Here is a 22,217-nt window from a genome sequence, read left to right as displayed (position 1 = left end):
CTATATTAGCAATTTTTAGGTAATCCAAACTAGACATCATGATTAATGAGGAAATACAAATGTCAGATTTAAAGAAGAAAGCACACCTTAAACTAAAGAAAGAGTTAAATAAAGATATAAATAAGTTAATTGAAGCAGCAGCAAAATTAACGACCTTTATGGAACTGCAATATTTATTATACCTACTCCATGCGAATAGGACACTGAATACTTATCCAGATAGGGCGACTTTTCAAAACAAAGAATTTATAGAAATGGTTTCTGCATTAGAAGAGGAAACGATAAAATATGTTATTCAATTATGCACGAAGTTCGGAAAAAAAGCGGCTCGAGTTATTAATGGAAATTTTCCAATTTTAAATCTTAATATAGTAGATTTTCTCATTCATAACGGAAACATTCTCAATTCTAAATATGAGATTCATTATTTTATCGAATTATTCAAAATCGAATTAGAGGGAAAGGATGACCGGTTCATGAAAATTCATCTTCATGAGGCTGAAGATATAGATTATTCTAAACAGATATACAAGTATTTCTTAAGAATTGACCAAGATAGCGAATTGAAAAGAAATGTTAAATTTAATTATCAAGATTTGATTAAAGAATTTGAAAATGATTTTTCTCCTTTCCAAGATCTATTTCAAGAAACTTTAGGCTTTTCACTCGAAAGATATATCGAGTTTATTAAATTTCTCATCGACTATTATTCTGAAAAAATAATAAGTAAAAGTGACAAATTAAAATATATAGAGACCGATCAAATTGATTTGACACACCCTTCAGCACTTCCTGTATTTTTTCAAGCCTCATTATTATCTCAGGAAGATTTAGAAGAAAAATTCGAAGCAAAAAGTCTTAACTCGCTAATGGATAGACTGATATTTAAGGAAAATAACTTTTCTCCGACGGAACTCCGATACCATGAAACTAATCGTGGCCCATTAATAAGAGTAAGCCCCGATTTATATCTTATTTCTCCGGAATTAATATTGGATAGTTTATATGTAAATATACATTACTCTTTTATTGAATCTTATAAACCAATCAAGGAAGAATATAAGAAACGAGCTTCGGATAAATTTTTAGATTTAATATCTTTTATAGCCGAAAAATACAATTTTATAGAATTAGATAGGGAGTTTAATCTCATAGATGGAAAAGTTAACTATGGTGATATTGATTTAATATTTTCGGATAAAAATTCAACATGCGTGCTTGTTGAAGCTAAAAATCACAACCTCCCATTAGAAATTTATTTCAAAGATCTCTTAAAAACACAGGAACATTTGAAAAAGTTAAAAGAAAATTGGGAAAAGAAGGTATTGAAAAGAATTGACTATTTAAGGAAAAATTATTCGAAAGTAGGAATTCCATCTGATTTCAAATACATTATCGTCACGAAATCGCCGGAAATAATTTCTCATTTCTCTGATTTACAAATATTTACTACACAAGAATTTGAGGAATGGTTGCGTAACTTGCCGGAAAACAAAACCTTCTTTGAAATATGTGAAACTCTCTATCCATTAAGAAAAATGAATAAGGAAGAATTCGAAATATTCAAAGAAGAAGGCTTCTTTCCGTTTGTGACAGGGATTCCGACTGAGCGAATGCCTTTTCAACTTTAGATCATTCTTTTAGGTTTGGTCGTACTATATCTGATCGATTAGTAAAATTCGCATTTTTTCTATTTTAATTCTGGAGAAACTTAATGTCCCTTTCGGAAAACAACTTGAAGATATTCCTTATTGCTCTCCATTCAATAGTGGAAGAAATGTCCGTCGCAAGTGTCGATATATTATTTGCAAAAAATCGTAACGCAGCACTTTCATACCCTCCCAATGGTGACTTAAGTCTCGATGAAGAAATTGCCCTTGCAAAAATCAAATGGAGTCCCCCTCTTCAATCTGCTCTGCGTAAGATCTTCGCGAATGCAGCCGCAAACTCTATATTCTCGTCTCTATGCTTGATTGATGGAATCGCCGTGCCGAATGGGGAAATAGGGGAATTAAAGAGTATCACATTACAAGATGCCCCAGAGGACGATGGCTTCAATCAAGAAATGCTAAACCACGGATTTCTTGAAGCATATTGGGATTGGTGCAAGATCAGAAGAAAGAAAAATTGGTAATTTGATACTTCCGAAGATTAGGTAATTAGGAAACATAGCTCCTAAGAACTTTATCTTTTAACCGAGTTTGTTCCATTCCAATTTAGCCTATTCCAAAATGAGATACTCTTTGCTTGAAAGGTTGCAGCTTTTACAAAGAACGCGAAAATACCAAGAATGAACTGCCCGATCATACCTTTTTGTATGATCTAATCCGTACCGGTGATTACAGCTCGGACACACTTTTAAAAGGATTCCATTTGTTAAAAACTTAGTCATAATATTCTCTGAATTCGATTAATAAAGACTCAGACTTTCTAGTGAGAAAAGATAACGGATATGATTTCATAATGACCTTTATAAAAATCATTTTCAAAATCCGTAGCGAAATACCAACCGAGGCTTTTATTTTCTGGCGTTCCTTCTAAGTGCTTTTTTATTGCTACAATAGCCTTATGTATTAAATATAACTTGGATAGATTATACATAGAAAAAAATTCCTTTTCTTAGTTTTTCTTGAAATTTACATTTAATCTCAATTTTTTAGTTTAAATATCTATTCTCACAAAGATAAGATATTCGTCGATTAATCGTTAAGCGACATTTACATCTATTCTTATTATTTAATGGAAAATATTGAATTAACAACTATAGAAGAAATATTATTCGAGCTAAGCCCTTCAAATAAGCGATGGGAGGAGCCTATTTTTTCGAAATATGCTTTTAGAGGACAAGCAAATAAAATTTGGCAATTGATACCTAAGGTCATTAGAAAAGGAACAAAATTTTACACCGATGATCGAATTAAGAAAGGGCGAACCTTAAATCAAAGAACAATAAGAGAACAGATTGAACTTGAATTCAATTTAATTTATCAATTTGTTGAACATAGCAATCAATCAGGCCTCTATACGCCAAATGATCACGAAATATTTAAAGAGTTCGAATTTTTAAATTTTATAGATTACCTGAATCAAATTGGGCGAGGTACAATAGCTTGGCCCACTAAAAAATATTATCCAATAATCTCCATGGCTCAGCATTATAATCTCCCAACTTGTTTTTTAGATTTTACATTAAACCCATATATTGCATTATATTTTGCTGCAAAAGGTGCCCTTCAAGTTCGAAATAATGATGTTAAGTTTTCAGTATATGCTATAAATGTAAATGTTAGCGCGTTTAGAATAGGGGATTATGATAAATATTTCCCTGAAGAAAAAGAGGCTTTTGCAAGCCGGTTAAAAAGCAGAACTAGATATCAATTCATTCAAAGCACTTCTTTTTCTAACCATAATCAAATCGCTCAAAAAGGTGTTTTTCTTGGGTTGGTTCGAGAAAATCGTAATCCAAATGCTCAGGTTGAACTTTTATCGGTAGAAGATTATATCAAAAATCAAATAGAAGAATCTGAAAATTTTATTAAAATTACTATTTTAAAAAAATTTGCGCCAGAAATTTTACGATTACTCTCGAAACATTCAGTGGACGCATTGCATTTGTTTCCTGGACACACTCAATTCATTAAAGAAAAGGAATTGTGGTTTTAAAAGGATGTAAACGCCGCCTGACTGCGACAGTTTTTAAAATTTTTTAGAATCGATTGTCTTATTTACAGCTATTAAGTCTATTCAACTATAGGCTTTAAATAAATGAAAATAATCCCAAACAATCTATTTTTTAGTATGGTTTTAGTTGTTCTTATTTCTTGTCAAAAAGAAGGAATAACTCTTAAAGATAATGATTACTTAATATTCGGGTTCTATGCCGGAGAATGTTTCGAAAATTGCGTGAGTATTTATAAACTGAGCGCAAAGGAAATTTATAAAAACTATAAAGAAGAGCTTCCTTACGAAAATACCTTTTATAATGGCGAGTATAAAGCATTACATACGAGTGATTTCGATCTTACAAAAGATCTACTCCTTGATTTTCCATTGGCTTTGCTTGACGAAAACAATAGCAAGATTGGAGATCCAGATGGTCATGATCAGGGTGGCTTATATATCGAATATAGTTTTGGAAGTGAACGAAAATTTTGGTTAATTGATACTTCAAAAGAAGTAGTGCCAATTAAATATCATAAGTTCATAGATAAACTAGGTGAGAAGCTTAGGCTTTTACATTAAAAACGCCACATAACTTCGTGCTTACCGCTTCGTTAGAGGAAGTTTACTTTAAGAAATTTGGATGAAAGAAATAGAACTTAGCACGGCTGAGGAAGCATTAATCGAATTAAGTCCTGTGAATAAATTATGGGATGGGTATACCAAAAAATATACTTTTCGAGGCCAAGGAAATTCAGCTTGGAATTTATTGCCTAAAGCTCTCAGAAAAGAAACCAAATTTAACCATGATTTTATAATCGATAGCATTTCAAAAAGATCCAATCGAGATCAAATTGAATTAGAATACGAGGCTATTCATGAGTTCATTGAATACGCTAATTTGGCTGGATTCTTCGTTGCAAACGACGAAAAAATATACATGAGTAATGAATCTGAAAATTTTATCGAGTACCATAATAAAATTGGTAAAGGCCAACTTCCTTGGCCTACAAAGGAATACTATCCTGTAATAGCAATGGCACAACATTGCGGATTAGCTACATGTTTCTTAGATTTTACTTTACAACCTTACGTCGCTTTATATTTCGGGGCTAAAAGTATCCTTCAAAAGTATAAGGATAACAGCTTAAAGTTTTCTGTCTACGCGATCGAAGTTGAAAACTCTTCATTTACACAAGGGAATGAAAAAGATGACTTTTTCTTTTCGAATAAAGAAAAGAGAATTAGTAAACCCAGATATCAGCTAATTCAAAATAACACATATACAAATAGCTATCAAGTTGCTCAGAAAGGAGTTTTTCTAGCTTTAATAAGAAACTGGAAAAGGCCGAATTCTCGCGCCGAGATAATTTCTGTCGAAGAATATGTTAAATTTAGCGATGATCTCATTAAGTTCAATATACCGAGACAAGAATCTAAAAAAATATTAAGATCGCTTACAAAATTTAATATAGATGCTCTTCATTTGTTTCCGGGTCCTTATGGCATAGGTGAATATATAAAAGAAAGGGTATTATGGGATGACAAAAAGTAAACGCCGTCTAACTTATCAATGACAAATCTAAGAATACTTAATTTCTCTATAATTACAATCTTCTTTATCAATTGCATATTAGATCCTTTTTATACCGCCAAAGACAAAAATTCGAAATCAGAAATAACAAGATCGGAAGCGAAAGATCAATTTATCATAGCTGCGACTTTAAAAATTTCATTGTGCGGAGAAAGTAGCAGTAGAGCAATACTTGGTAAAATAATCTCGACAATGGGTGATGACAAATGTCGTGAGCATAACTCTCTGCCTTTCATTAATAAAAGTAAAAACTTGCGAAGCTGTGATAATGAGTATAATTACGTTTCGAAAGGGAATATAGAAACTTGTATTAACAAAATCATTTTAAGCCCTTGCGAAACCACTACCTGGGAAAACTACGGCTTAGAATACGGTTATAAAGCGTGTTCCAGTATGCTGAATACCAGAAATTCAATTATAGGATTATAAGGTTAAATGCCTATTCATTTTATTCACAATGATTCGACATGCAATACTCCAATCTTTTTCTTTCCGATCATCGAACTTTCGCAGAGTGACAATAAACGTTTTATTCCATTCAGTTGATTCTTTATTATTTTGAAACCTCCGATACGAATTTCTTAATTTCTGTAACTGAAGCTTTATATGATAACCTTTAGATTTCGCGATCTTTACATTCGTTAGTTCCTTCCTCCTATTAAGCTTCTGAACTTGCATTTTTGAGGCCAATATCCAATGACCGTCTTTCCTTTTGAAACACTTCCGATTATTCAATTTTTCTAAATTTCGGACCTCCGTCATTTGCCAGAAAGTATATAAGTCATACATATTCTTTAATTTAATTTTTTGTAACCGGAGGTATCCGTTCCAAAGATTGGGAGATTTTGGAATTATATTTCCCTTTAAAAACAACTTGGTAAGTTTGCTTTTATTGTTGCGTAAACACTGAGACCAATTCCTCGTAATACTCAATTTTTGATTTCTACTTTCAGCCCATCTTTTTCTCTGATAATGCCGAATCCGAACACCATCAAGAATATTTCGGATTACGTGCTTAGGAAATTCGTTATCTATACTTTCGTTTTTCATGTTGGATTTTATTTTTCGAAAGAGCATATCCTCTCTCTGCCCCTCGAAATCTTATTATATCCGCCGCAACCTCTATAATCTCTTCTTCAGAAACATAGCGAGCGAGATAAGAAACAGTCTTATGGACAAAATAATGATTATCAATCTCTTCTATCCCTTCCTGCTTATATGGCTCTCTAAGTTCAATTTCTGCCGTAAGTGGTGATAAAGTTCTTCCGGTTAAAGAACATTTCTTTTGGCATTTTTCGAGTAGATCATAAAAATCTTTTGATGAAAATTTAAATGTGGCCTGTTCCTTTTCAATCTTCTTCTTGTTTGTCATTACATTTTCCTAATAGTTGTATTCTTCTCTTTTTATTAATTCCGTATTTTATTTTCCCGCCGAACGTAGGGTTTTCGAATTCAATTTCAATTCCTTCGCTGAAGTCGTCGTTGTTTTCAAATTGCTTTCGATCCAAGGTATATAAAACGTCAGGTAACTCGGGGATAAGTTTTTTAATCAAAAATTGTTTTCTTTCGAATTTATTCTTTCCGATTTGTTTTACATGAGTGATTCCAAGCTTTGCCCATCTTTGAATGATCCGAAACATCGGCTTATGACTTGTTAGCTCATTAAAGTCATGTTGTAGTAAATTATAGTCGGATTCAAAACTCATTTGATTCCAGATTGAATAAGCAATCGAGTTATAGAATTTTTCCCTTTGCCGTCTTCGTCTCGAACCGGATTCCATGAAGTTTAAATAATCAATATGCGCTTGTTTAAGTGGGAATAAACGATTCTCGTCAAAAATGAATCTATATTTCTTCTGAATTCTCTTTCTCGATTTGCTATGATCTGAGTGAATTCTTGTGAAAGTTGTTGGTAGTTGATAAAGTAGATCTTGCTTCTTTTTTAGCAGATTGATTGGCTTCTGGGTAATTCTACCTGACTTACTATTAAACCTATATCCACTCCCTACATTCCGCAAGTTTCCTAACTTTTTCTTTCCAATGAGTCTTTCTAAACCATATACTCTCAATCCCTTAAGAGCAGAGTATTCATTCAAATAAAGAATACTATTCTCTGGTCTAATATAACTGTAAGAGGCAATGAAAGAATACTTGATAGTCCTTTGATTTCCTTCAGCTACTTGAGAATGAATTCCATCCTTACTCCAACGATTCTTTCCGCAGACATTTCTCTTAGAATCAACTGCTCTCGCTGAATGATTCACAGATCTAAAGTTAACATTGTATCGTTCCATCCAAGGTAGACCTTCATCAGAAAACAATGGAACATCTGTTGGTAAAAAATCAAACAGTGGTTGAAGACTCTTTTGTTTTTGATCAGGAACAGACGATAATATTACTGGGCCACCCTTAATCGCAATCGTATGACAAAGAGTTCCGATCTGATACTTACCTCTTTGTTCAGCTACTGAATCTGTTAAATAAATAGAAGCAGTCTGACCTTTGTGTTTAAATCTTTTACGATATCCATTCGCTCTTTGAGAAGCTGAGAACAATGCCAATGTATCTGTATGAACAACTGGCAACCCTTCGATAAAAGGCTTTAAATCCCCTGATTCTGGCAGTTTATTACCTTTCCAAGCTTTCTTTAGATCCTTTACCATCTCATCTTTAATCAGTGGTATCAAATCACTACAGAAGATCTGAAGTCTTCTTTTCAACAACGTTCCAGTGTTCTTAGAGACTGATAACTTTCTGCAAATAGCTGAAGCCGATAAACCTAATGGAAAGAGTTCAATGGATTCAATGAGTAAATAGCTGAACACCCACAGAGGTAATTTCAAATGTTCTAATGGCGTATTAGGGGTCCTTGATTCTAAGTAATTACATTTAGGACAACGAATTACATTTTCTCGCGTGGAAAATTCTTTGCTTAAGGGAACTTTGCAGTCAGGGCAACTTTTAGGATAGAGAGTAGATAATAGATTCTTAGTGATCTGAGTATAATAGTCAGTATTTAAGTGAGGGAACTTTTGGTTAAAGCGATCTTTAGCAGTGAGTTTTTTGGGAAAAGGTTTAATGGAGAGATTATAGTTCTGTGGGGTACGGGCGCTGAATAGAGATTCTTTTTTACATGGAGCGACTTGCAAAACAGTGGAGCCGAGGACCTTCCGGAGGAAAGGTCGGGATTCGCTGTTTGCGTTGTGCGGAATGTAAGAAAAGAATGCGCCCTGCCGAGTTCTCGCGTCAATCGATGTTTTATCGCGATATTTTACGGGTATTCAATTTTATAGAATAGAGTTGTTGAAAAATTCCCTAGTTCAAATTAACAAAACTTCTTCAATGAACCGTTTCCATGAAACAGAAACAGATAATGAATTAATTTTTCAACAATTCTAATGAGTAATGGCTCAATTCAAACCCAAAGCCAAAAAAATTTTCAAAATTTAGAATATTCAATTCTATAAATGTTTTTTTCTAAGATCATCTCCGATTTACTTTTTTATTGATATAAAGGTTCTTTTAACTTATAAGTGCATCTTAAAATATCTGGAAATTTAGATCCAAATTGATAACGTAAAACTTTTTTTCCAGAATGATAAAACGATTCCAGAGATCCTAAATTTTTAGTTTCGTAACCGTTTTTTTGTAATCCAAAACAAGTTAACTTACGTCTTCTTCCCAAAATAAAAAATTCTCTTTCTTCTGGAACGCTCATTTCAAATGTAAGTTGAAATTTTTCGGAAACCCATTCTTTTGCAGGCCAAAGATCATATTCAACTACCCCCCAAAAATCAGAATCTCCAAAAGAAAAATATCCAAAACCGGTCTCATTTTGACCCGGACGCATTTGGTATCTGATTTCAATTTCTTGAATCCCTTCTTCTAAATTCAGCGAAAATTCTGCAACATGAGGTAGACCGTAACTTTTATTCCCGTTGTATTGCACTCTCATGGAATCGGAAAATTCCTTTCTAGATAGATCCGGTTTAGATTTGGCTGAAATTATTTTTTGACCCTGAAAAATTTCCAAGTTCGCTGACGCAGGCAATACAAACGCAAAAAGATAACTTCCTTTTTGAATCGAATTGATTTTATAATTGGCTCGGATCGAACATCGATATTCGCAAGCAATCTCTAATTTCTCTCCTAATAACTTTACGTTTTTTGAATGTGCGTATAAAATACTTCCAGGTGCAGCGTGTATCTTTTTCGGCGCCCTACTATTGGATTCTATTGGTAATGTAATAACCGTAATTAATACCATCGATCGGATACAAATCTTTCGAAAAATCGGTTTCCAAAAATAAATCATTCTATTTACCAAACACTTAAATTAGTTCCATCTAAATTTCAAAAATTATAATATGAATCACACAATCTCTATTCGATAAAAACCCATATTGATACTAAATCAAAAATAGAGTTGTTAAAAAATGAATCTCCATCGGTTTTCATTTCATGGAAACGATCAATTGAAGCAGTTAATCTGAGCTATGAAATTTTTCAACAATTCTAATCTATTTAACGCGAATTCAATGTAATCTATTTGTTTTATAAAGTCTAATTTTTTGATTTCAGAAAAAATCCTCGCGCAAAGGATCGAAGCGGGGTCCATTCGACTAAAATATGAATTCCAAATTTTACATTTGATTAGAATGGACCGTAGCTGAGAGCCTGGTGGTCGGGCTGTTTGAAACAATAATTTTCTTTGAATTGGAAATTTGCCCGACCATGCGCCCTAAATTTTTTAGAAAACCAACTTTTTTTCATTTTCTTAAGTTTCAAAATCGGTTGAAAAGTTTCAAAAATTCTTGTAGGGATTTCCCTTTCCTAAAAACTTTTCCCAGTCCGATTGAACTCATCTTTTAAACGAGGAAATTATGCGTAAGACAATTATTGCAGGAAACTGGAAAATGAATTTATCTCTGAAAGAAGCTGTTTCCCTAGCCCATTCGATCAAAGAAAAAATCCCATCCATATCTAAAGATAAAGTTTCCATGGTATTTCCTTCCACTCTCCATCTTGAAAACGTTTCCAAAATTTTAGAAGGAAGTAATGTAATCGTTGGAGCCCAAAACAGTTACCACTCCGGACTTGGCGCTTTTACCGGTGAAACCTCTCCCGATCAACTGAAAGAAATTGGGGTTAAAGTTGTGATGGTTGGTCATTCGGAACGCCGTCAATTTTTAGGAGAGTCTAACTTTTTCTGTAATGATAAAATCCGTTTTCTTTTAAAGAACGAATTTACAGCCCTTTATTGTGTTGGAGAAACCCTTTCCGAAAGAGAATCCGGTAAAACATTGGAAGTACTGTCTTCTCAAATTAGAGAAGGTTTAAAAGAAATTGATAGTGTACTTTTTTCCAATTTAATTTTGGCTTATGAACCAGTTTGGGCCATCGGAACTGGAAAAGTTGCCACCCCTTCTCAGGCTCAAGAAGTTCATTCTTTCATTCGTAAAGAAATCTCCGGTCTTTTCGTAGGCGCCTCTTCCATTTCAGAATCCATTTCTATTCTCTACGGAGGTTCTGTAAAACCAGACAACATTCAAGATCTATTAAAAGAAAAAGATATAGACGGTGGTTTAGTTGGAGGAGCCAGTCAGAAAATCAATTCCTTTACGGGACTTTTTTAATCCTACTATAAAGCTCAGTTTGGAAAACACTTCGGATGAGTATTTTAATTGTCACCTTCCGAAGGATTCATAATCTGGCAAAGGATTCATTTTTTTTCAGGTATTGATATGTTAAACGGCGTCATTCTAACCCTTTTTGTTTTTGTTTCTCTCTTTTTGGTTTTACTCGTTATGATTCAGACCGGCAAAGGAGGAGGAATTTTAGGAGGAGGCTCCAGTCAGTCCGTATTCGGTTCTTCCACTGCGGATGTTCTTACTAAAGCTACTCGAGTAACAGCGATTTTATTCATCGTTCTTTCTCTTCTTCTTTCCTTCCTCTTCGCTAAAAAAGAAGACAAACTGATGCCGGAAACTACTCCTGCACTGACCGCGCCACCAGAGGAAACTAAAAGTGAAACAAACACTCAAAATCCTGATTCTACTCTTCCAAAGGCCAATCCTTAATTTAAAATCCAAACCAATTCTAGAGGTGCTTTTTTCTAACCTCAAAAGTCCTATTTGGAATCAAGGATTGATTTTATTTTTTTTAACTTTTTTACTACTAGACGGTTCTATCGATTCTCAAAACAAAGAAGAAGACATTCATAAACATAAATCTTCTTCTGACACTGCTTCTATCTTAAATCGAAAAATTTTAAAGATCTATGAAGAGCTTGGTATCGCTAGAGAATTGTTGAAGTTGGAAAGAATGGAATCGATTCCCAGTGGAACCTTTGTTACCTTTCTTGGAACCTATCCAAATCGAAAGGGAATTAAGGTCGCTAAACATTCCATTCAAGAAGGTAAAAACGGAATCGAAAAGGCAGAAAGTAAATCGATTCTTTTAGAATTTACCGGAACCACTCTTTCTAAAGTTGTTACTGAAGTGAAATCGGAAAGTATGGATGGTTCTGATATTACACTCATTCGCCTAACAGATGAAACTCCTCTGGATCAGGACGTAGACGATATTCTTTTACACTCAGATAAAAACGGCAAAGAAGTTCGTTATCCAATCCAACTTCTTGCGGACAATCGAGAAAGATCAGAATTCAAACAAGAATTTTATATCAAACTTCTGGAAGACTTTCTGATTCAGCTCTTAAGACTTCAAGAAATGCAAAGCCAAGAATCGGCAAAAAATAAAAAAAAGTTACTGCAAACTTTTAAAGATTCTCTACAATATTGAATCTTCATGTCCTCGTTGCAGGAAAATCTCTTAGAAAAAACCGGTGAACTTCAAGCCATCTTAGATGGAATTACGGAACCATTGGTATTGATCGACCCAGGATTTCGTATACGTAGAGTCAATCGGTCTACATTGGAATTTTCTGGTCAATCTTCGTTTTTATCCATTATAGGTAAAAAATGTTTCGAAGTTTTATACAATCGTAGCGACGTATGTCCCTACTGCCCGATGAAAGGAATGCAATCGAGCGAAGAAAATTTCAACAGATACTTTGAATATCCCAGATCAGACGTAAATAGAGAAATTTTTCATTCTGTCAAAGGCCAAAAAGAAACTCTCTATCTGGACTTTTATCCTATCGAAAAAGAAGGTAATATAGGTTCCGTTTTAGAAAAGGTAAGTAACATTACTAGAATCAAAGAAAAAGAAGAAGAAAATCTAAGGATTCGAAATTTAGCTTCTTTGGGAATTTTTATTTCCGGTGTTGCACACGAGCTAAACAACCCTCTTACTGGTATGAGTTTAACCCTTCAAAGTCTTTTGAACAATCTTACTTCAATGGATCCTGACTTTTTTCGTAAACGTTTGGATATGATGAAAGAAGATCTAACAAGAGCCGCTATGATCGTCACCGATATTATCAGTTTTGCAAAACCGGATCGACTAGTAACTACAAGCGCAGATATTTATGAAACCATTCAAAAAGCAAGAGAGAACGTGATCTGGGTATATCCAGTGCTTTCTAAAAACATTTCTTGGGAAATTCTATGCGAACCCAGAACCACGTTTCAGTTTAATCCAGTAAAACTAGAAAGACTTTTTATCAACTTATTTAAGAACTCTTTACAAGCATTCGATTATGGAGAAGGAAAAATTCGAGTGGAAGTTCGTAAAACCAGAAACATGGTACATATCATTGTAGAAGACAATGCGGGAGGGATTCCGGACAATCTAATCGATAAGATATTTTCTCCTTTTTTTACCAAAAATAAAACCGGAATCGGTACCGGACTTGGGCTTTCCATCTGCCATTCTATCGTTCGAGAACACAAAGGAGAATTATCTGTCAAATCCTTTGAAAAGAAAACAAGGTTTAGAGTTTCTTTACCTTTTACACAATATCAAGAGCACATTTCCTGATGTATAATATATTGATCGTTGAAGACATCCATTCGATCCGGGAAGCGATCAAAGATTTACTCTCCTCTACCTACAATATTTTTGACGCTGAAAATTACGACGGAGCGATCGACATTTTAAAAAACGAAAAAATCCATCTAGTCATCACAGACATTCGTATGCCAGGTAAAACCGGACTAGATCTGATCAAAACCATCCAACATGAATTTCCTCACGTTCTCTACACTTTGATGACCGCTTACAACATCAATGACTACATCAACTTTGCATATAAACATGGAATTTGGAATATCATTCCAAAGTATTCTTTTCTAGATATTAAACTGATCTCCGTAATGGTTCACAAACTTCTTACTAAGGACATATTCGGAGTAGAAAAATATTTCGGAACCGATTTTGTAATTCAAGAATCAGAACCAGAAGATAAAGATTTTTCGGTTCCTCACCCAAACGGAATCGTCTTTAAAAGAATCTATTCAGACGAACAGAGAAATTTTATCTGCAATCGAATCGCCAAGTTTTTGATCGAGAAAGGAGCGCCTAACGCAATCAATCAGATTTTAGAAGAATTAACTTCCAACGTTATGATTCGAGCTCCTATAGATTCGAAAGGAAATTATAAATACCAATACGAACTTCCTTCCCGTGATCTTGTAATTCCTCTAGAAAACATTCAACTCGCTGAGTCTGATTTTTTCGAAATTGGTTATGGAATTGCCGAAAACACTTTTATCATCGTGATCCGAGATCATTTTGGTTCTTTAGATAAAAAAGAAATTTTAAAACGTTTGGATCGTCATATTACCGTCGACGAAAACACAGGATTTCCTCCGGGACTCGCAGATTCCCACGGTAGAGGTTTATACATTTGTAGGGAAATTTCTGATCAGTTGATTTTTAATATAGAAAAAGATGCCAGAACAGAAATTATCGCCTTACTCGATAAACAAGGAAACAAAAGTTATAAATCTCTTTCTATCTACGAAGTTTGAACGATTTTCAAATTCATCTAACTTATGTTTAACGTTAGAAATTAAACTTTTATAAAGAAGTTGTTTTAAAATCTAAAAATGTAGGAACTACTTTATTTTTAAATTTTAGATAGGAAAAGATTCAATACGAAAATAAAAAAAAGTTCACTCACTTGATTTTACTGTTTTTACTTAAACAACTTGAGTCTGGCGCCAGGAATCTGTTTCCTAAAATTTTATTTTACCCTCTGAAAAAATAGATGTGGGAACTCTTACAAAACTTCGAATATTGCCATAAACACTAAAAATGTGGGAACTAGCACAAATCACAATTTTACAAATCAATTCTGAAATTGTAGGAACTGCTACTTTTAGAAAATTCTTTTTCATTTTCTTTTGCCGAACTCACATTCAATACCAAAAACATGATTGTTTCTAAGTTCAATTTAATCTTTTTTCCGATAAAACAAACTTTTACGAAATTGATTTATAGACCGAACCTACGCCAACTACCATAACTTATAAAAGACTACCCAAAAATTTCCTACCAAAACAACGTTTTACGACAAAAATTTACGGCGTCCTATTTTATAGAGATCAATAAGCAGCTTTCGTCAATTCAATTATAAACGATGACTAAAACGCAAACGTTAAGTGTTTATTTCTTTAAAATACAAACATTACATTCCTTGAGAAAATTAAATCTACTCTTTACTTAAGTATATTAAAATAGGATAAACTACCCTATTTCTAATTAAACTTATATCCCAAAAATTAGCCTACACCTTATTTAGTTACTGTAAAATCTTAGGAGAAATTATCTTGGTGCGCTTTTTAATTTTTATTTTATTTTGGAATTGTTCACCTGCCAAGGCGCTTGGGATACCAGCCCCCGAAAACATTGATTATTGGATTCATTATCTACTGAAAATCCCGGATTTTCTTTTACAGAATAACGATCCACTTCAGCCAGATTCTCAATCGGATTTAGAATTAAATTGTACCTTGTTAATCGGAGCTGAACATGCCCAAACCGAAAGTAAAGGTATCGCCGTTGATCAAAACGATTTTATCTACGTAGTCGGCGAAACCAATGGAGGTGTTTACATTCCGAAACCAATCGGAACAAAAGATCTTATCTTAGGAAAGTATGATCCTTATAAAAATACAATCTGGACTCAACAAATTGGGGCTATTAACGTTAAATTGAATGTCAGTGCCATGACTGTCGATCATAACGGAAATGTATACGTTACCGGTAGTACGGATAATGAAGGATTCTTTTCAAACCCACTTCGTAGTAGAGAAGACATGTTCTTAATTAAATTTAATTCGGATGGAACCAGAGGTTGGACTACACAAGCCGGCCCACAGGAAAAAGAATCCAGAACAACTCCGACAAATATTTCTATAGATACATCTGGAAATATTTTTGTAGTCGGATTTTCAAGCGGACCTTTTGGAGGTCCAGAATTAGCGGCAAGCGGATTTGTAGCTAAATTTGATCCCCGTGGAAATGAAGTTTGGGTTAGACAGCTTTTCATTCAAAATGTTGAAATCTTCACACAAAGTGTCGCCTTCGACAGAGTTAGAGATATTTATGTAACTGGTTGGGGAAATGCAAATTTTGAAACGGGTCTAAAGATTGGCCGCGGCTCAGAAAATCTTTTTATTTTCAAATATGATAACAATAATGGAAATAAACAATTTTTCGCTCAACTTAATTCTAATTCTCCCTTAAGATCAATCCAAAGTAATGCTATAACAGTTGATACTTTAGGAAACGTTTTTGTAGGTGGAAGTAGCACTGCAGATTTTGGATCGGGGGCAGACGGAACGTCTCATCTTGCAACACTAGTGAAATACAATTCTTTAGGCATTCTTCAATGGATCCAACAATTAGGCCCGGCACAAAGCCAAGATCCTCAAAATAATTATCTTACTATTACTTCTTCTCTAGATACAGACGATAAGGGAAATATCTATTCAGTAGGTACTACAAATGGAAATATATTAAATGTACACCAACACCCTACCGGTATTCGAGATCTATTTTTTACGAAACACGATCCTTCTGGAGAATTAATCTGGTCACGACAACTAGGTACTCCTGATAGACTTAAAATTGGTAATGGAATAACACATGACTCAAATGGAAATTTATATTATGTAGGGAACACAAACGAACATCTACATGGAGAAGCCGCTGTGCGTGACATAGATATATTCATCGCCAAACAGAAATGATTACTTATTAGATTCTTGTATATTAGTAATTAATCAAGTGATTATATTATCTAGTATTACCTAATAAAGTATCAAATTCGATAGTTTATACTTCAATCCTGTGAATTCAGGTAAGAAAATTCGAGAGCACATTCGGCTGCCGGGCGCGCCCCAGTCAATAACCTATATAAAAGAAACGCAATACGATATTTCTTCTTTAATTTCAATTCATTATAGAACGCAATCCGTCGAGCGATCATAGAGACCTCTGATTTTGAAAGAGCGTTCTGCTAGGTTCCTACGCTTCGCTTTCGCATGGTTTTCTATCAAACTTACGTAAAATAGCACTTTATAATAATCTTCTATGCACTTAATTTTATAGAGATGAGTAAAATACAAGATATCCTTATAAATTTTAAACAATAAAAAATTTATTCTAAATTACGCAATTTTATGAAAATCCTTACATTACTGACAATTGCATAATATATTACCAAAAAGAAGTACCCAAATAATCTAATAAAAAAAGACTGTAGAAATGGGTAATATAGCGGGAGTGAAACGAGATTTCAAAGGATTAGAGAAACGTCGTTTAAAAGGCCTGAAGCTGCGAGGGGAAGGGATTAAAAGATCTGAAGTGGCGCGTCGTCTGGGAGTGACTCGGCATGCAGTAAGGCAGTGGGAGAAACAAGTAGAGGAAGGAGGCGAAGAATCTGTTCTTTGGAACGGTCGAGCCGGTAGACTTCCTCGCTTGACGGAATCGCGAGTAGAAGAACTCACGAGCATGTTAATCGAAGGTCCAATGAAACACGGCTTCGATACTCCGATTTGGACTTGTCGTCGTGTAGCAAAGTTAATAGAAAAGAAGTTCTGTATCCACTATCATCCGGATCATGTATGGAAAATATTACGTAGAATTGGTTTTAGTGTACAAAAGCCGATTCGACGAGCTAAAGAACGAGATGAAAAAGCGATCTCGAATTGGAAGAAGCGTCGTTGGCTGAAAGTTAAAAAAAGCCCAAAAAGAGCGAAGAAAGATAGTTTTTATCGATGAAAGCGGTTTAACGCAAATACCTACCGTGTTTCGCACATGGGCCCCCGTAGGACAAACGCCTGTTCTTACACATGTAGGGTCTTGGAAAAAGATTTCCGTAATCGGAGCAATTACACAAAGGAATTTATATTTTCAAATATTAAAGGGAGCGGCTAAACAAGAAGATATTATTTGTTTTCTTAAGTCCCTACTTCGCAATATCCCCGGGAAATTGATCATCATCTGGGATCGAATCAATATTCACCGTTCCTTGGCAGTCAATGAGTTCATTAACTCTTTGAATGGTAGAATAACAATTGAATTTCTACCTCCTTATGCTCCAGAACTAAATCCTGTCGAATATGTTTGGGGGAAATGGAAACGATATCTTCTTCCTAACTTTTGTCCGGAATCCTTTGAAACTTTGAAAAAAGAAGCTAAACGTTCATTAAGAAAATTGAAACGTAGAATTAATCCTGTTAAATCATTCTGGAATCAAACTCGGTTGTCTATTTAAATTGGTGATATATTATGCAAATGTCAGTAGTTAATTACAAATTCACACTATAAGGTCAAGATAACTTCTAAATCAAAGATTTCGGTAGAGAAATAGTTCTTTTTTTGTCTCCAACACTACCGAAGCGTTTTTACCGGAAGGGAAAAAACGCACCGGCAAATCAGAACCACGGATCTTTTCTTTTTTTAGAATTTTCCCAGCTTCATCAATAAAAAGGATTTCTTGATTTAACTCTGCGGCAAACCAACTTCCATTGTGGTATACCGCTTGGTATACACTATGATTATAATTTCGTTTTAAATTCAGTTTTTTTTGTCCAGAAATATCATAGAGTTCTAAACCATTTGGATTCGAGACGAGCACTTCTCCCGTATTAGAAATTGCTAAATTAACTTTATGAGGATAAATTGTATCTAAATCAAAAGAAAAAAATTCATCTCCCTTCTCCCCCAAAACTATCACCTTATCTCGGTTTGTATTCAAAAGATGAATCGCAATTTTACTTCCATCCGGCGACAAAGATATACTCTTAGCAAATACTGGATTTTTTTCGGAACCTAGATTTTTTTTGATCTGAATTGTACCTTTCGAATCTAAAATGAATAATTCTCCTCCCGAAAATAAAACTCCAGTTATCGGAGAGACAGACGCAAACGTATAATCTGTCAAAAATCGGCCGTCTATTTTTCCCTCTCCAGTAGTATTTCCATTGATGTCAGAAAGTAGAACCTGGTTATGATCCCCTGCAATTAACAATACAAGATTCCCGGAAGGTGAGATTCTAGGATAACTTCTATATTCTTTGGTCCAAAGTATTTCTCTCGAGGGAGAATAAAAATTCACTTCAGAACCTATCTTTTTATATTCTATATATCCTTTTGTATTGAGGGGATATTCAATTTTTATTATATCATCGAACACAACCCCGTTTGAAGAAGATAATGTATAGTAAGAATTTTCGTATTTATATCCGTTGATCTCGTCTTCCGGATTCCATAAAAATCTTGGATCGGGGGCCATTCCCGCATGAACCGATTTAGAAAACGCCCATACTTTCTGAATTCCGACCGCGGTATGGTATGGATTTCCTAGAAGATAAAAAAACAATATTAAAAAAAATAAACTGAATCCAGTTATAGACAACAGTTTCATGGCAACCTCTTCAAATGATTGTATAAAAGATAAATTCCAGTATGAGCCGCAAATTCTCGAAAAGAACTTCTGGGAAAAGGAAAGTAATGTTCGTAAGTTTCCGTTTTTCCATTTTTTTGTCCGACCCCAAAATAAACAAGACCCACTTTTTTTTGTGGAGTTCCTCCGCCCGGCCCTGCAATTCCTGTAACACTGATAGAATAATCAACCCCAAGAGCGACTAACGCTCCTTCAGCCATTTCTTTTGCGGTTTCCGCACTAACTGCCCCAAAGTCTTTTAAAGTATTTTTTTTAACTCCTAAAAGACCTTCTTTTACTCCGTTATCGTACGAAATTACTCCTCCATAAAAGTAGGCTGAAGATCCAGGTTTATCCGTGAACGTTTTTGAAATCAATCCTCCAGTACAACTTTCTGCCGTTCCTATGGTAATTTTTTTTTCGATCAATAGCTTAGGAAGTTCTTCAAACACATCCGGTGTAGATTTAGAGCCATATACTTCATCCAACTTTTGGAGTAGAGAATCAACTAACGCTCGTTTGTCGGATTGAAAAGTTACTCGGATATATCCCCTTTTTGCAGCTACTCCCCATACAACTTTTCCGCTCGTCACAGACTCTTCTTGAGATATAAATTCTTTTTGAAATTGAGATTCGCTCATCCACCAAATAAATCGAAAACCAGAATGTAATTCTCGTGTGGAATATTTCTTTAAAATCCAAGTAGAAAATTCCTCTCTAAACATTTCGGTCATTTCTCCCGGCACTCCTGGCATACATCCTAAATGTGCGTTTTCTCCGAGAGATACTATAAAACCTGGTGCAATTCCAACGTTATTGTTTAAAATCGTAGAACCTTCCGGTACGGATATTTGACGAATCGCAGTTTGCATTGATTCTTGAAAATTTTTTCCACGTAGTTTATAAAATGCCTCTATCCTTTGTCTTGCAATTGCACTTTCCACAGACAAAACTCCATTTAACTTACAAACCACTTCCAAAGTATAATCGTCTTCCGTTGGTCCTAATCCGCCTGTCATAATCAGTAAAATAGGATTCTCCTTTGTTGAAAGAGAGACTAACGTTTTTAATTCTTCTAAAATGACTACAGGATCGTCCGGTAAAACGACGAATTTAGAAACGGTAAATCCAATTCCAAAAAGTTCGTTTGCAATCCAAGAAGAATTTGTATCTTGGCTTCTACCCGATGTAAGTTCAGAACCGGTGGATAATACTACAATTTTAGGAGAATACATCAGTTCTCTTTTTCCATCCTTTCCGGCGCGGAGACTCCTATCAATCGTAAGCCTTCTGCAAGTACATTTTTGGCGGCAAGACAAATTCTAGCCAATCCTAAACGTATCTCCGGTGAGGCGTCTTTAAGTCTATTATCTTTTGCTAAATAAAAACTCGTAAAAGTTTTTGCAAAATTTTGCAGATAGTTCGTAACTCGATGCGGCTCCATAACATTCGCAGAATCGAATATTTCTTCCGGAAACTTTGCAATCCAAAAAAGAAGCCTCTTTCGTTCTTCAGACATTTCTAATATAGCTGCAGCTTCCTTAGAAGTTTGATTGCCCACTTCTTTAAAGATGGAACAGATCCTAGCGTGAGCGTATTGTAGATAAAAAACCGGATTTTTATCCGACTCGTCTTTAGCAAGATCCAAATCGAAATCAAGCGGGGCATCCAAAGAACGCATCACAAAAAAATAACGTCCCACGTCTTTGCCGTGTTTTCCTAAAAATCCGATAAGATCGCTCATCGTTTGAAAGGAACCGGCGCGTTTACTCATTTTTACCTTTTGTCCAGATTCTAGTAAATTGACCTGTTGAGAAATAATTACTTTAAAATTTTCTTTTTTATATCCAAGAGATTGTACTGCTCCGGAAAGTCTGGCGATATATCCATGATGATCCGGCCCCCATATATCATAAATTCTATCATATCCACGTTCAATTTTATCTTTATGATAAGCAATATCCGCAAGCAGATATGTAGGCCTTCCATCTTCTCGAATGACCACCCTATCCTTGTCATCTCCGTATTCAGTAGAACGGAACACTTTTTTTCCGTCTTCTTGAAATATCTTTCCGGATTTTTCCAAATCTTTCATTACAGCAAGAACTTTGTTCGTCTCGTGTAACGTGCGTTCGTTGAAATAGTTATCAAACTCTACTCCAAACGCATCCAAATCCTTTCTTTGCCAAATGAGATTATTTTCTACCGTCCAGATGGAGCATAACTCTGCGAGTTCCTTGTATTTTTTTTGTTTTAACAAACTTTCAATCGTTACGTTTTTTTCTGGATCCTTTAACAAAATACTTGCAATATCTTTAATATATTCGCCTCTATATCCTTCGGCAGGAAGTATGTTTTTTTCCAGAACGACTTCAATCGGAGTATCATCAGCCGTTTCTTGTTGAGTTCCTTCTTCTCCTTTTAATTCTCGAATTCTAACTAAAGTAGAAACTCCTAATAAAAAAACCTGGTTTCCATAGTCGTTGATATAAAATTCTTTATCCACATTATGACCAATCGCTTTTAAAAGAGAAGCCATTGCATCCCCATTTGCAGCCGCTCTTGCAGATACTATATTGAGCGGGCCAGTCGGATTTGCTGAAACAAACTCTAAATTGATTTTAAGCGGAAGATCCACTTTCGGATAATAATTTCCAGAAAGAATGGAGGTTTCTATATAGTTCAAAAGAAATGAAGTGGAAATTCTAAAATTTACAAAACCAGGTGGAGTAAAATCTACTTTTTCAAATAGATCCGTTCGCTTTTGTAGTATCTCTACCAATTCTTTAGACACTTGAATTGGATTTCTTTTTAATAATTTAGAATTTTCTAATGCAAATGAAGTAGAATAATCTCCAAATTTTTCGTCTCTCGAGTATTCGATTTTAATTTTGAGAGTTTCTTTTTCAACGTCTGGAAATGAACTAATTAAAAAATCAACACCTTCTTCTAGTGTTTTGAATACGATTTGTTTGAGTGTTTCATTTTCTTTCATTGTAGGTGATTTAATCTTTTATTTTCCTATTTTAATATTTTGAAATATAAATAACGTGTTCAGAAAAAAGAAAAAATTTCCAGTCGAGTTCATTCGTTTTAATTCTT

Annotated in this window: 19 protein-coding genes; 13 read left to right on the top strand and 6 right to left on the bottom strand. The window is 34.5% G+C overall.

The window, feature by feature from the left end; genetic code table 11:
- Positions 1 to 59: 59 nt before the first annotated feature.
- The 5 genes from LEP1GSC059_RS18695 to LEP1GSC059_RS18675 all read left to right on the top strand — a co-directional run bounded on the left by LEP1GSC059_RS18695 (position 60) and on the right by LEP1GSC059_RS18675 (position 5,215).
- Positions 60 to 1,631, top strand: a complete 1,572-nt coding sequence (locus LEP1GSC059_RS18695) for a hypothetical protein (protein WP_020981244.1) — start codon at positions 60 to 62, stop codon at positions 1,629 to 1,631.
- Positions 1,632 to 1,714: 83 nt separating this feature from the next.
- Entirely contained in the window at positions 1,715 to 2,134 is a 420-nt protein-coding gene (locus LEP1GSC059_RS18690) for a hypothetical protein (protein WP_020981262.1), read from the top strand.
- A 605-nt stretch (positions 2,135 to 2,739) separates the two neighbouring features.
- On the top strand, positions 2,740 to 3,663 hold the full coding sequence (locus tag LEP1GSC059_RS18685) for an FRG domain-containing protein (protein ID WP_017214776.1): 924 nt from the start codon (positions 2,740 to 2,742) through the stop codon (positions 3,661 to 3,663).
- Between the two features lie 102 nt (positions 3,664 to 3,765).
- Positions 3,766 to 4,242, top strand: coding sequence for a hypothetical protein (locus tag LEP1GSC059_RS18680; protein WP_020981170.1), 477 nt, complete (start codon positions 3,766 to 3,768; stop codon positions 4,240 to 4,242).
- 61 nt (positions 4,243 to 4,303) lie between these two features.
- Entirely contained in the window at positions 4,304 to 5,215 is a 912-nt protein-coding gene (locus tag LEP1GSC059_RS18675; protein WP_017214774.1) for an FRG domain-containing protein, read from the top strand.
- Between the two features lie 1,066 nt (positions 5,216 to 6,281).
- Here the strand turns inward: LEP1GSC059_RS18675 and LEP1GSC059_RS18660 are convergent.
- The 3 genes from LEP1GSC059_RS18660 to LEP1GSC059_RS18650 all read right to left on the bottom strand — a co-directional run bounded on the left by LEP1GSC059_RS18660 (position 6,282) and on the right by LEP1GSC059_RS18650 (position 9,569).
- Positions 6,282 to 6,626, bottom strand: a complete 345-nt coding sequence (locus tag LEP1GSC059_RS18660; protein ID WP_017214771.1) for a hypothetical protein — start codon at positions 6,624 to 6,626, stop codon at positions 6,282 to 6,284.
- The gene (locus tag LEP1GSC059_RS24450; RefSeq protein WP_235592108.1) at positions 6,604 to 7,974 is read right to left on the bottom strand and encodes a hypothetical protein; all 1,371 of its coding nucleotides are present in this window, start codon (positions 7,972 to 7,974) and stop codon (positions 6,604 to 6,606) included. The genes LEP1GSC059_RS18660 and LEP1GSC059_RS24450 overlap by 23 nt, the downstream gene beginning before the upstream one ends.
- A 782-nt stretch (positions 7,975 to 8,756) precedes the next feature.
- Positions 8,757 to 9,569, bottom strand: a complete 813-nt coding sequence (locus tag LEP1GSC059_RS18650; RefSeq protein ID WP_017214769.1) for a hypothetical protein — start codon at positions 9,567 to 9,569, stop codon at positions 8,757 to 8,759.
- Between the two features lie 568 nt (positions 9,570 to 10,137).
- On the opposite strand from LEP1GSC059_RS18650, the gene tpiA reads away from it, so the two are divergent.
- The 8 genes from tpiA (at position 10,138) to LEP1GSC059_RS24440 (ending at position 17,945) form a co-directional block, all read left to right on the top strand.
- The gene (gene tpiA / locus LEP1GSC059_RS18645) at positions 10,138 to 10,890 is read left to right on the top strand and encodes a triose-phosphate isomerase (RefSeq protein WP_002178765.1); all 753 of its coding nucleotides are present in this window, start codon (positions 10,138 to 10,140) and stop codon (positions 10,888 to 10,890) included.
- Between the two features lie 108 nt (positions 10,891 to 10,998).
- Positions 10,999 to 11,334, top strand: coding sequence for a preprotein translocase subunit SecG (gene secG, locus LEP1GSC059_RS18640; protein ID WP_002178629.1), 336 nt, complete (start codon positions 10,999 to 11,001; stop codon positions 11,332 to 11,334).
- A 67-nt stretch (positions 11,335 to 11,401) separates the two neighbouring features.
- Positions 11,402 to 12,058, top strand: coding sequence for an endostatin-like outer membrane lipoprotein LenA (gene lenA, locus LEP1GSC059_RS18635; RefSeq protein WP_002178463.1), 657 nt, complete (start codon positions 11,402 to 11,404; stop codon positions 12,056 to 12,058).
- A gap of 6 nt (positions 12,059 to 12,064) precedes the next feature.
- Positions 12,065 to 13,198, top strand: coding sequence for an LIC_12097 family sensor histidine kinase (locus tag LEP1GSC059_RS18630; RefSeq protein ID WP_004429326.1), 1,134 nt, complete (start codon positions 12,065 to 12,067; stop codon positions 13,196 to 13,198).
- Positions 13,198 to 14,190, top strand: coding sequence for a response regulator transcription factor (locus LEP1GSC059_RS18625; RefSeq protein ID WP_020981229.1), 993 nt, complete (start codon positions 13,198 to 13,200; stop codon positions 14,188 to 14,190). The genes LEP1GSC059_RS18630 and LEP1GSC059_RS18625 overlap by 1 nt, the downstream gene beginning before the upstream one ends.
- An 801-nt stretch (positions 14,191 to 14,991) precedes the next feature.
- Positions 14,992 to 16,416: an SBBP repeat beta-propeller lipoprotein, LipL53 family gene (locus LEP1GSC059_RS18620; protein ID WP_020981234.1), complete on the top strand. Its 1,425-nt coding sequence runs from the start codon at positions 14,992 to 14,994 to the stop codon at positions 16,414 to 16,416.
- Positions 16,417 to 16,933: 517 nt separating this feature from the next.
- Positions 16,934 to 17,449: a winged helix-turn-helix domain-containing protein gene (locus LEP1GSC059_RS24445; protein ID WP_020981257.1), complete on the top strand. Its 516-nt coding sequence runs from the start codon at positions 16,934 to 16,936 to the stop codon at positions 17,447 to 17,449.
- On the top strand, positions 17,433 to 17,945 hold the full coding sequence (locus tag LEP1GSC059_RS24440) for an IS630 family transposase (protein ID WP_155243474.1): 513 nt from the start codon (positions 17,433 to 17,435) through the stop codon (positions 17,943 to 17,945). Before LEP1GSC059_RS24445 ends, LEP1GSC059_RS24440 begins: the two co-directional genes overlap by 17 nt.
- A 72-nt stretch (positions 17,946 to 18,017) precedes the next feature.
- On the opposite strand, the gene LEP1GSC059_RS18605 is transcribed toward LEP1GSC059_RS24440, so the two are convergent.
- The 3 genes from LEP1GSC059_RS18605 to argS are packed head-to-tail and all read right to left on the bottom strand — an operon-like array spanning position 18,018 to position 22,110.
- On the bottom strand, positions 18,018 to 19,097 hold the full coding sequence (locus tag LEP1GSC059_RS18605) for a hypothetical protein (protein WP_002178688.1): 1,080 nt from the start codon (positions 19,095 to 19,097) through the stop codon (positions 18,018 to 18,020).
- On the bottom strand, positions 19,094 to 20,350 hold the full coding sequence (locus LEP1GSC059_RS18600) for a nicotinamide-nucleotide amidohydrolase family protein (RefSeq protein ID WP_002178780.1): 1,257 nt from the start codon (positions 20,348 to 20,350) through the stop codon (positions 19,094 to 19,096). Before LEP1GSC059_RS18600 ends, LEP1GSC059_RS18605 begins: the two co-directional genes overlap by 4 nt.
- Positions 20,350 to 22,110 carry an arginine--tRNA ligase gene (gene argS / locus LEP1GSC059_RS18595; protein WP_002178561.1) on the bottom strand — a complete coding sequence of 587 codons (1,761 nt, stop codon included), beginning with the start codon at positions 22,108 to 22,110 and terminating at the stop codon, positions 20,350 to 20,352. Before argS ends, LEP1GSC059_RS18600 begins: the two co-directional genes overlap by 1 nt.
- Between the last annotated feature and the right edge of the window lie 107 nt (positions 22,111 to 22,217).

The sequence above is a fragment of the Leptospira noguchii serovar Panama str. CZ214 genome, assembly GCF_000306255.2.
Lineage (GTDB): Bacteria > Spirochaetota > Leptospiria > Leptospirales > Leptospiraceae > Leptospira > Leptospira noguchii.
This window is presented reverse-complemented; position numbering and strand designations above follow the sequence as displayed.

Coding starts and splice junctions, on each gene's coding strand:
- LEP1GSC059_RS18695 (WP_020981244.1), top strand. CDS start 60: ATGTCAGATTTAAAGAAGAAAGCACACCTTAAACTAAAGAAAGAGTTA.
- LEP1GSC059_RS18690 (WP_020981262.1), top strand. CDS start 1,715: ATGTCCCTTTCGGAAAACAACTTGAAGATATTCCTTATTGCTCTCCAT.
- LEP1GSC059_RS18685 (WP_017214776.1), top strand. CDS start 2,740: ATGGAAAATATTGAATTAACAACTATAGAAGAAATATTATTCGAGCTA.
- LEP1GSC059_RS18680 (WP_020981170.1), top strand. CDS start 3,766: ATGAAAATAATCCCAAACAATCTATTTTTTAGTATGGTTTTAGTTGTT.
- LEP1GSC059_RS18675 (WP_017214774.1), top strand. CDS start 4,304: ATGAAAGAAATAGAACTTAGCACGGCTGAGGAAGCATTAATCGAATTA.
- LEP1GSC059_RS18660 (WP_017214771.1), bottom strand. CDS start 6,626: ATGACAAACAAGAAGAAGATTGAAAAGGAACAGGCCACATTTAAATTT.
- LEP1GSC059_RS18650 (WP_017214769.1), bottom strand. CDS start 9,569: ATGATTTATTTTTGGAAACCGATTTTTCGAAAGATTTGTATCCGATCG.
- tpiA (WP_002178765.1), top strand. CDS start 10,138: ATGCGTAAGACAATTATTGCAGGAAACTGGAAAATGAATTTATCTCTG.
- secG (WP_002178629.1), top strand. CDS start 10,999: ATGTTAAACGGCGTCATTCTAACCCTTTTTGTTTTTGTTTCTCTCTTT.
- LEP1GSC059_RS18630 (WP_004429326.1), top strand. CDS start 12,065: ATGTCCTCGTTGCAGGAAAATCTCTTAGAAAAAACCGGTGAACTTCAA.
- LEP1GSC059_RS18625 (WP_020981229.1), top strand. CDS start 13,198: ATGTATAATATATTGATCGTTGAAGACATCCATTCGATCCGGGAAGCG.
- LEP1GSC059_RS24445 (WP_020981257.1), top strand. CDS start 16,934: ATGGGTAATATAGCGGGAGTGAAACGAGATTTCAAAGGATTAGAGAAA.
- LEP1GSC059_RS18605 (WP_002178688.1), bottom strand. CDS start 19,097: ATGAAACTGTTGTCTATAACTGGATTCAGTTTATTTTTTTTAATATTG.
- LEP1GSC059_RS18600 (WP_002178780.1), bottom strand. CDS start 20,350: ATGTATTCTCCTAAAATTGTAGTATTATCCACCGGTTCTGAACTTACA.
- argS (WP_002178561.1), bottom strand. CDS start 22,110: ATGAAAGAAAATGAAACACTCAAACAAATCGTATTCAAAACACTAGAA.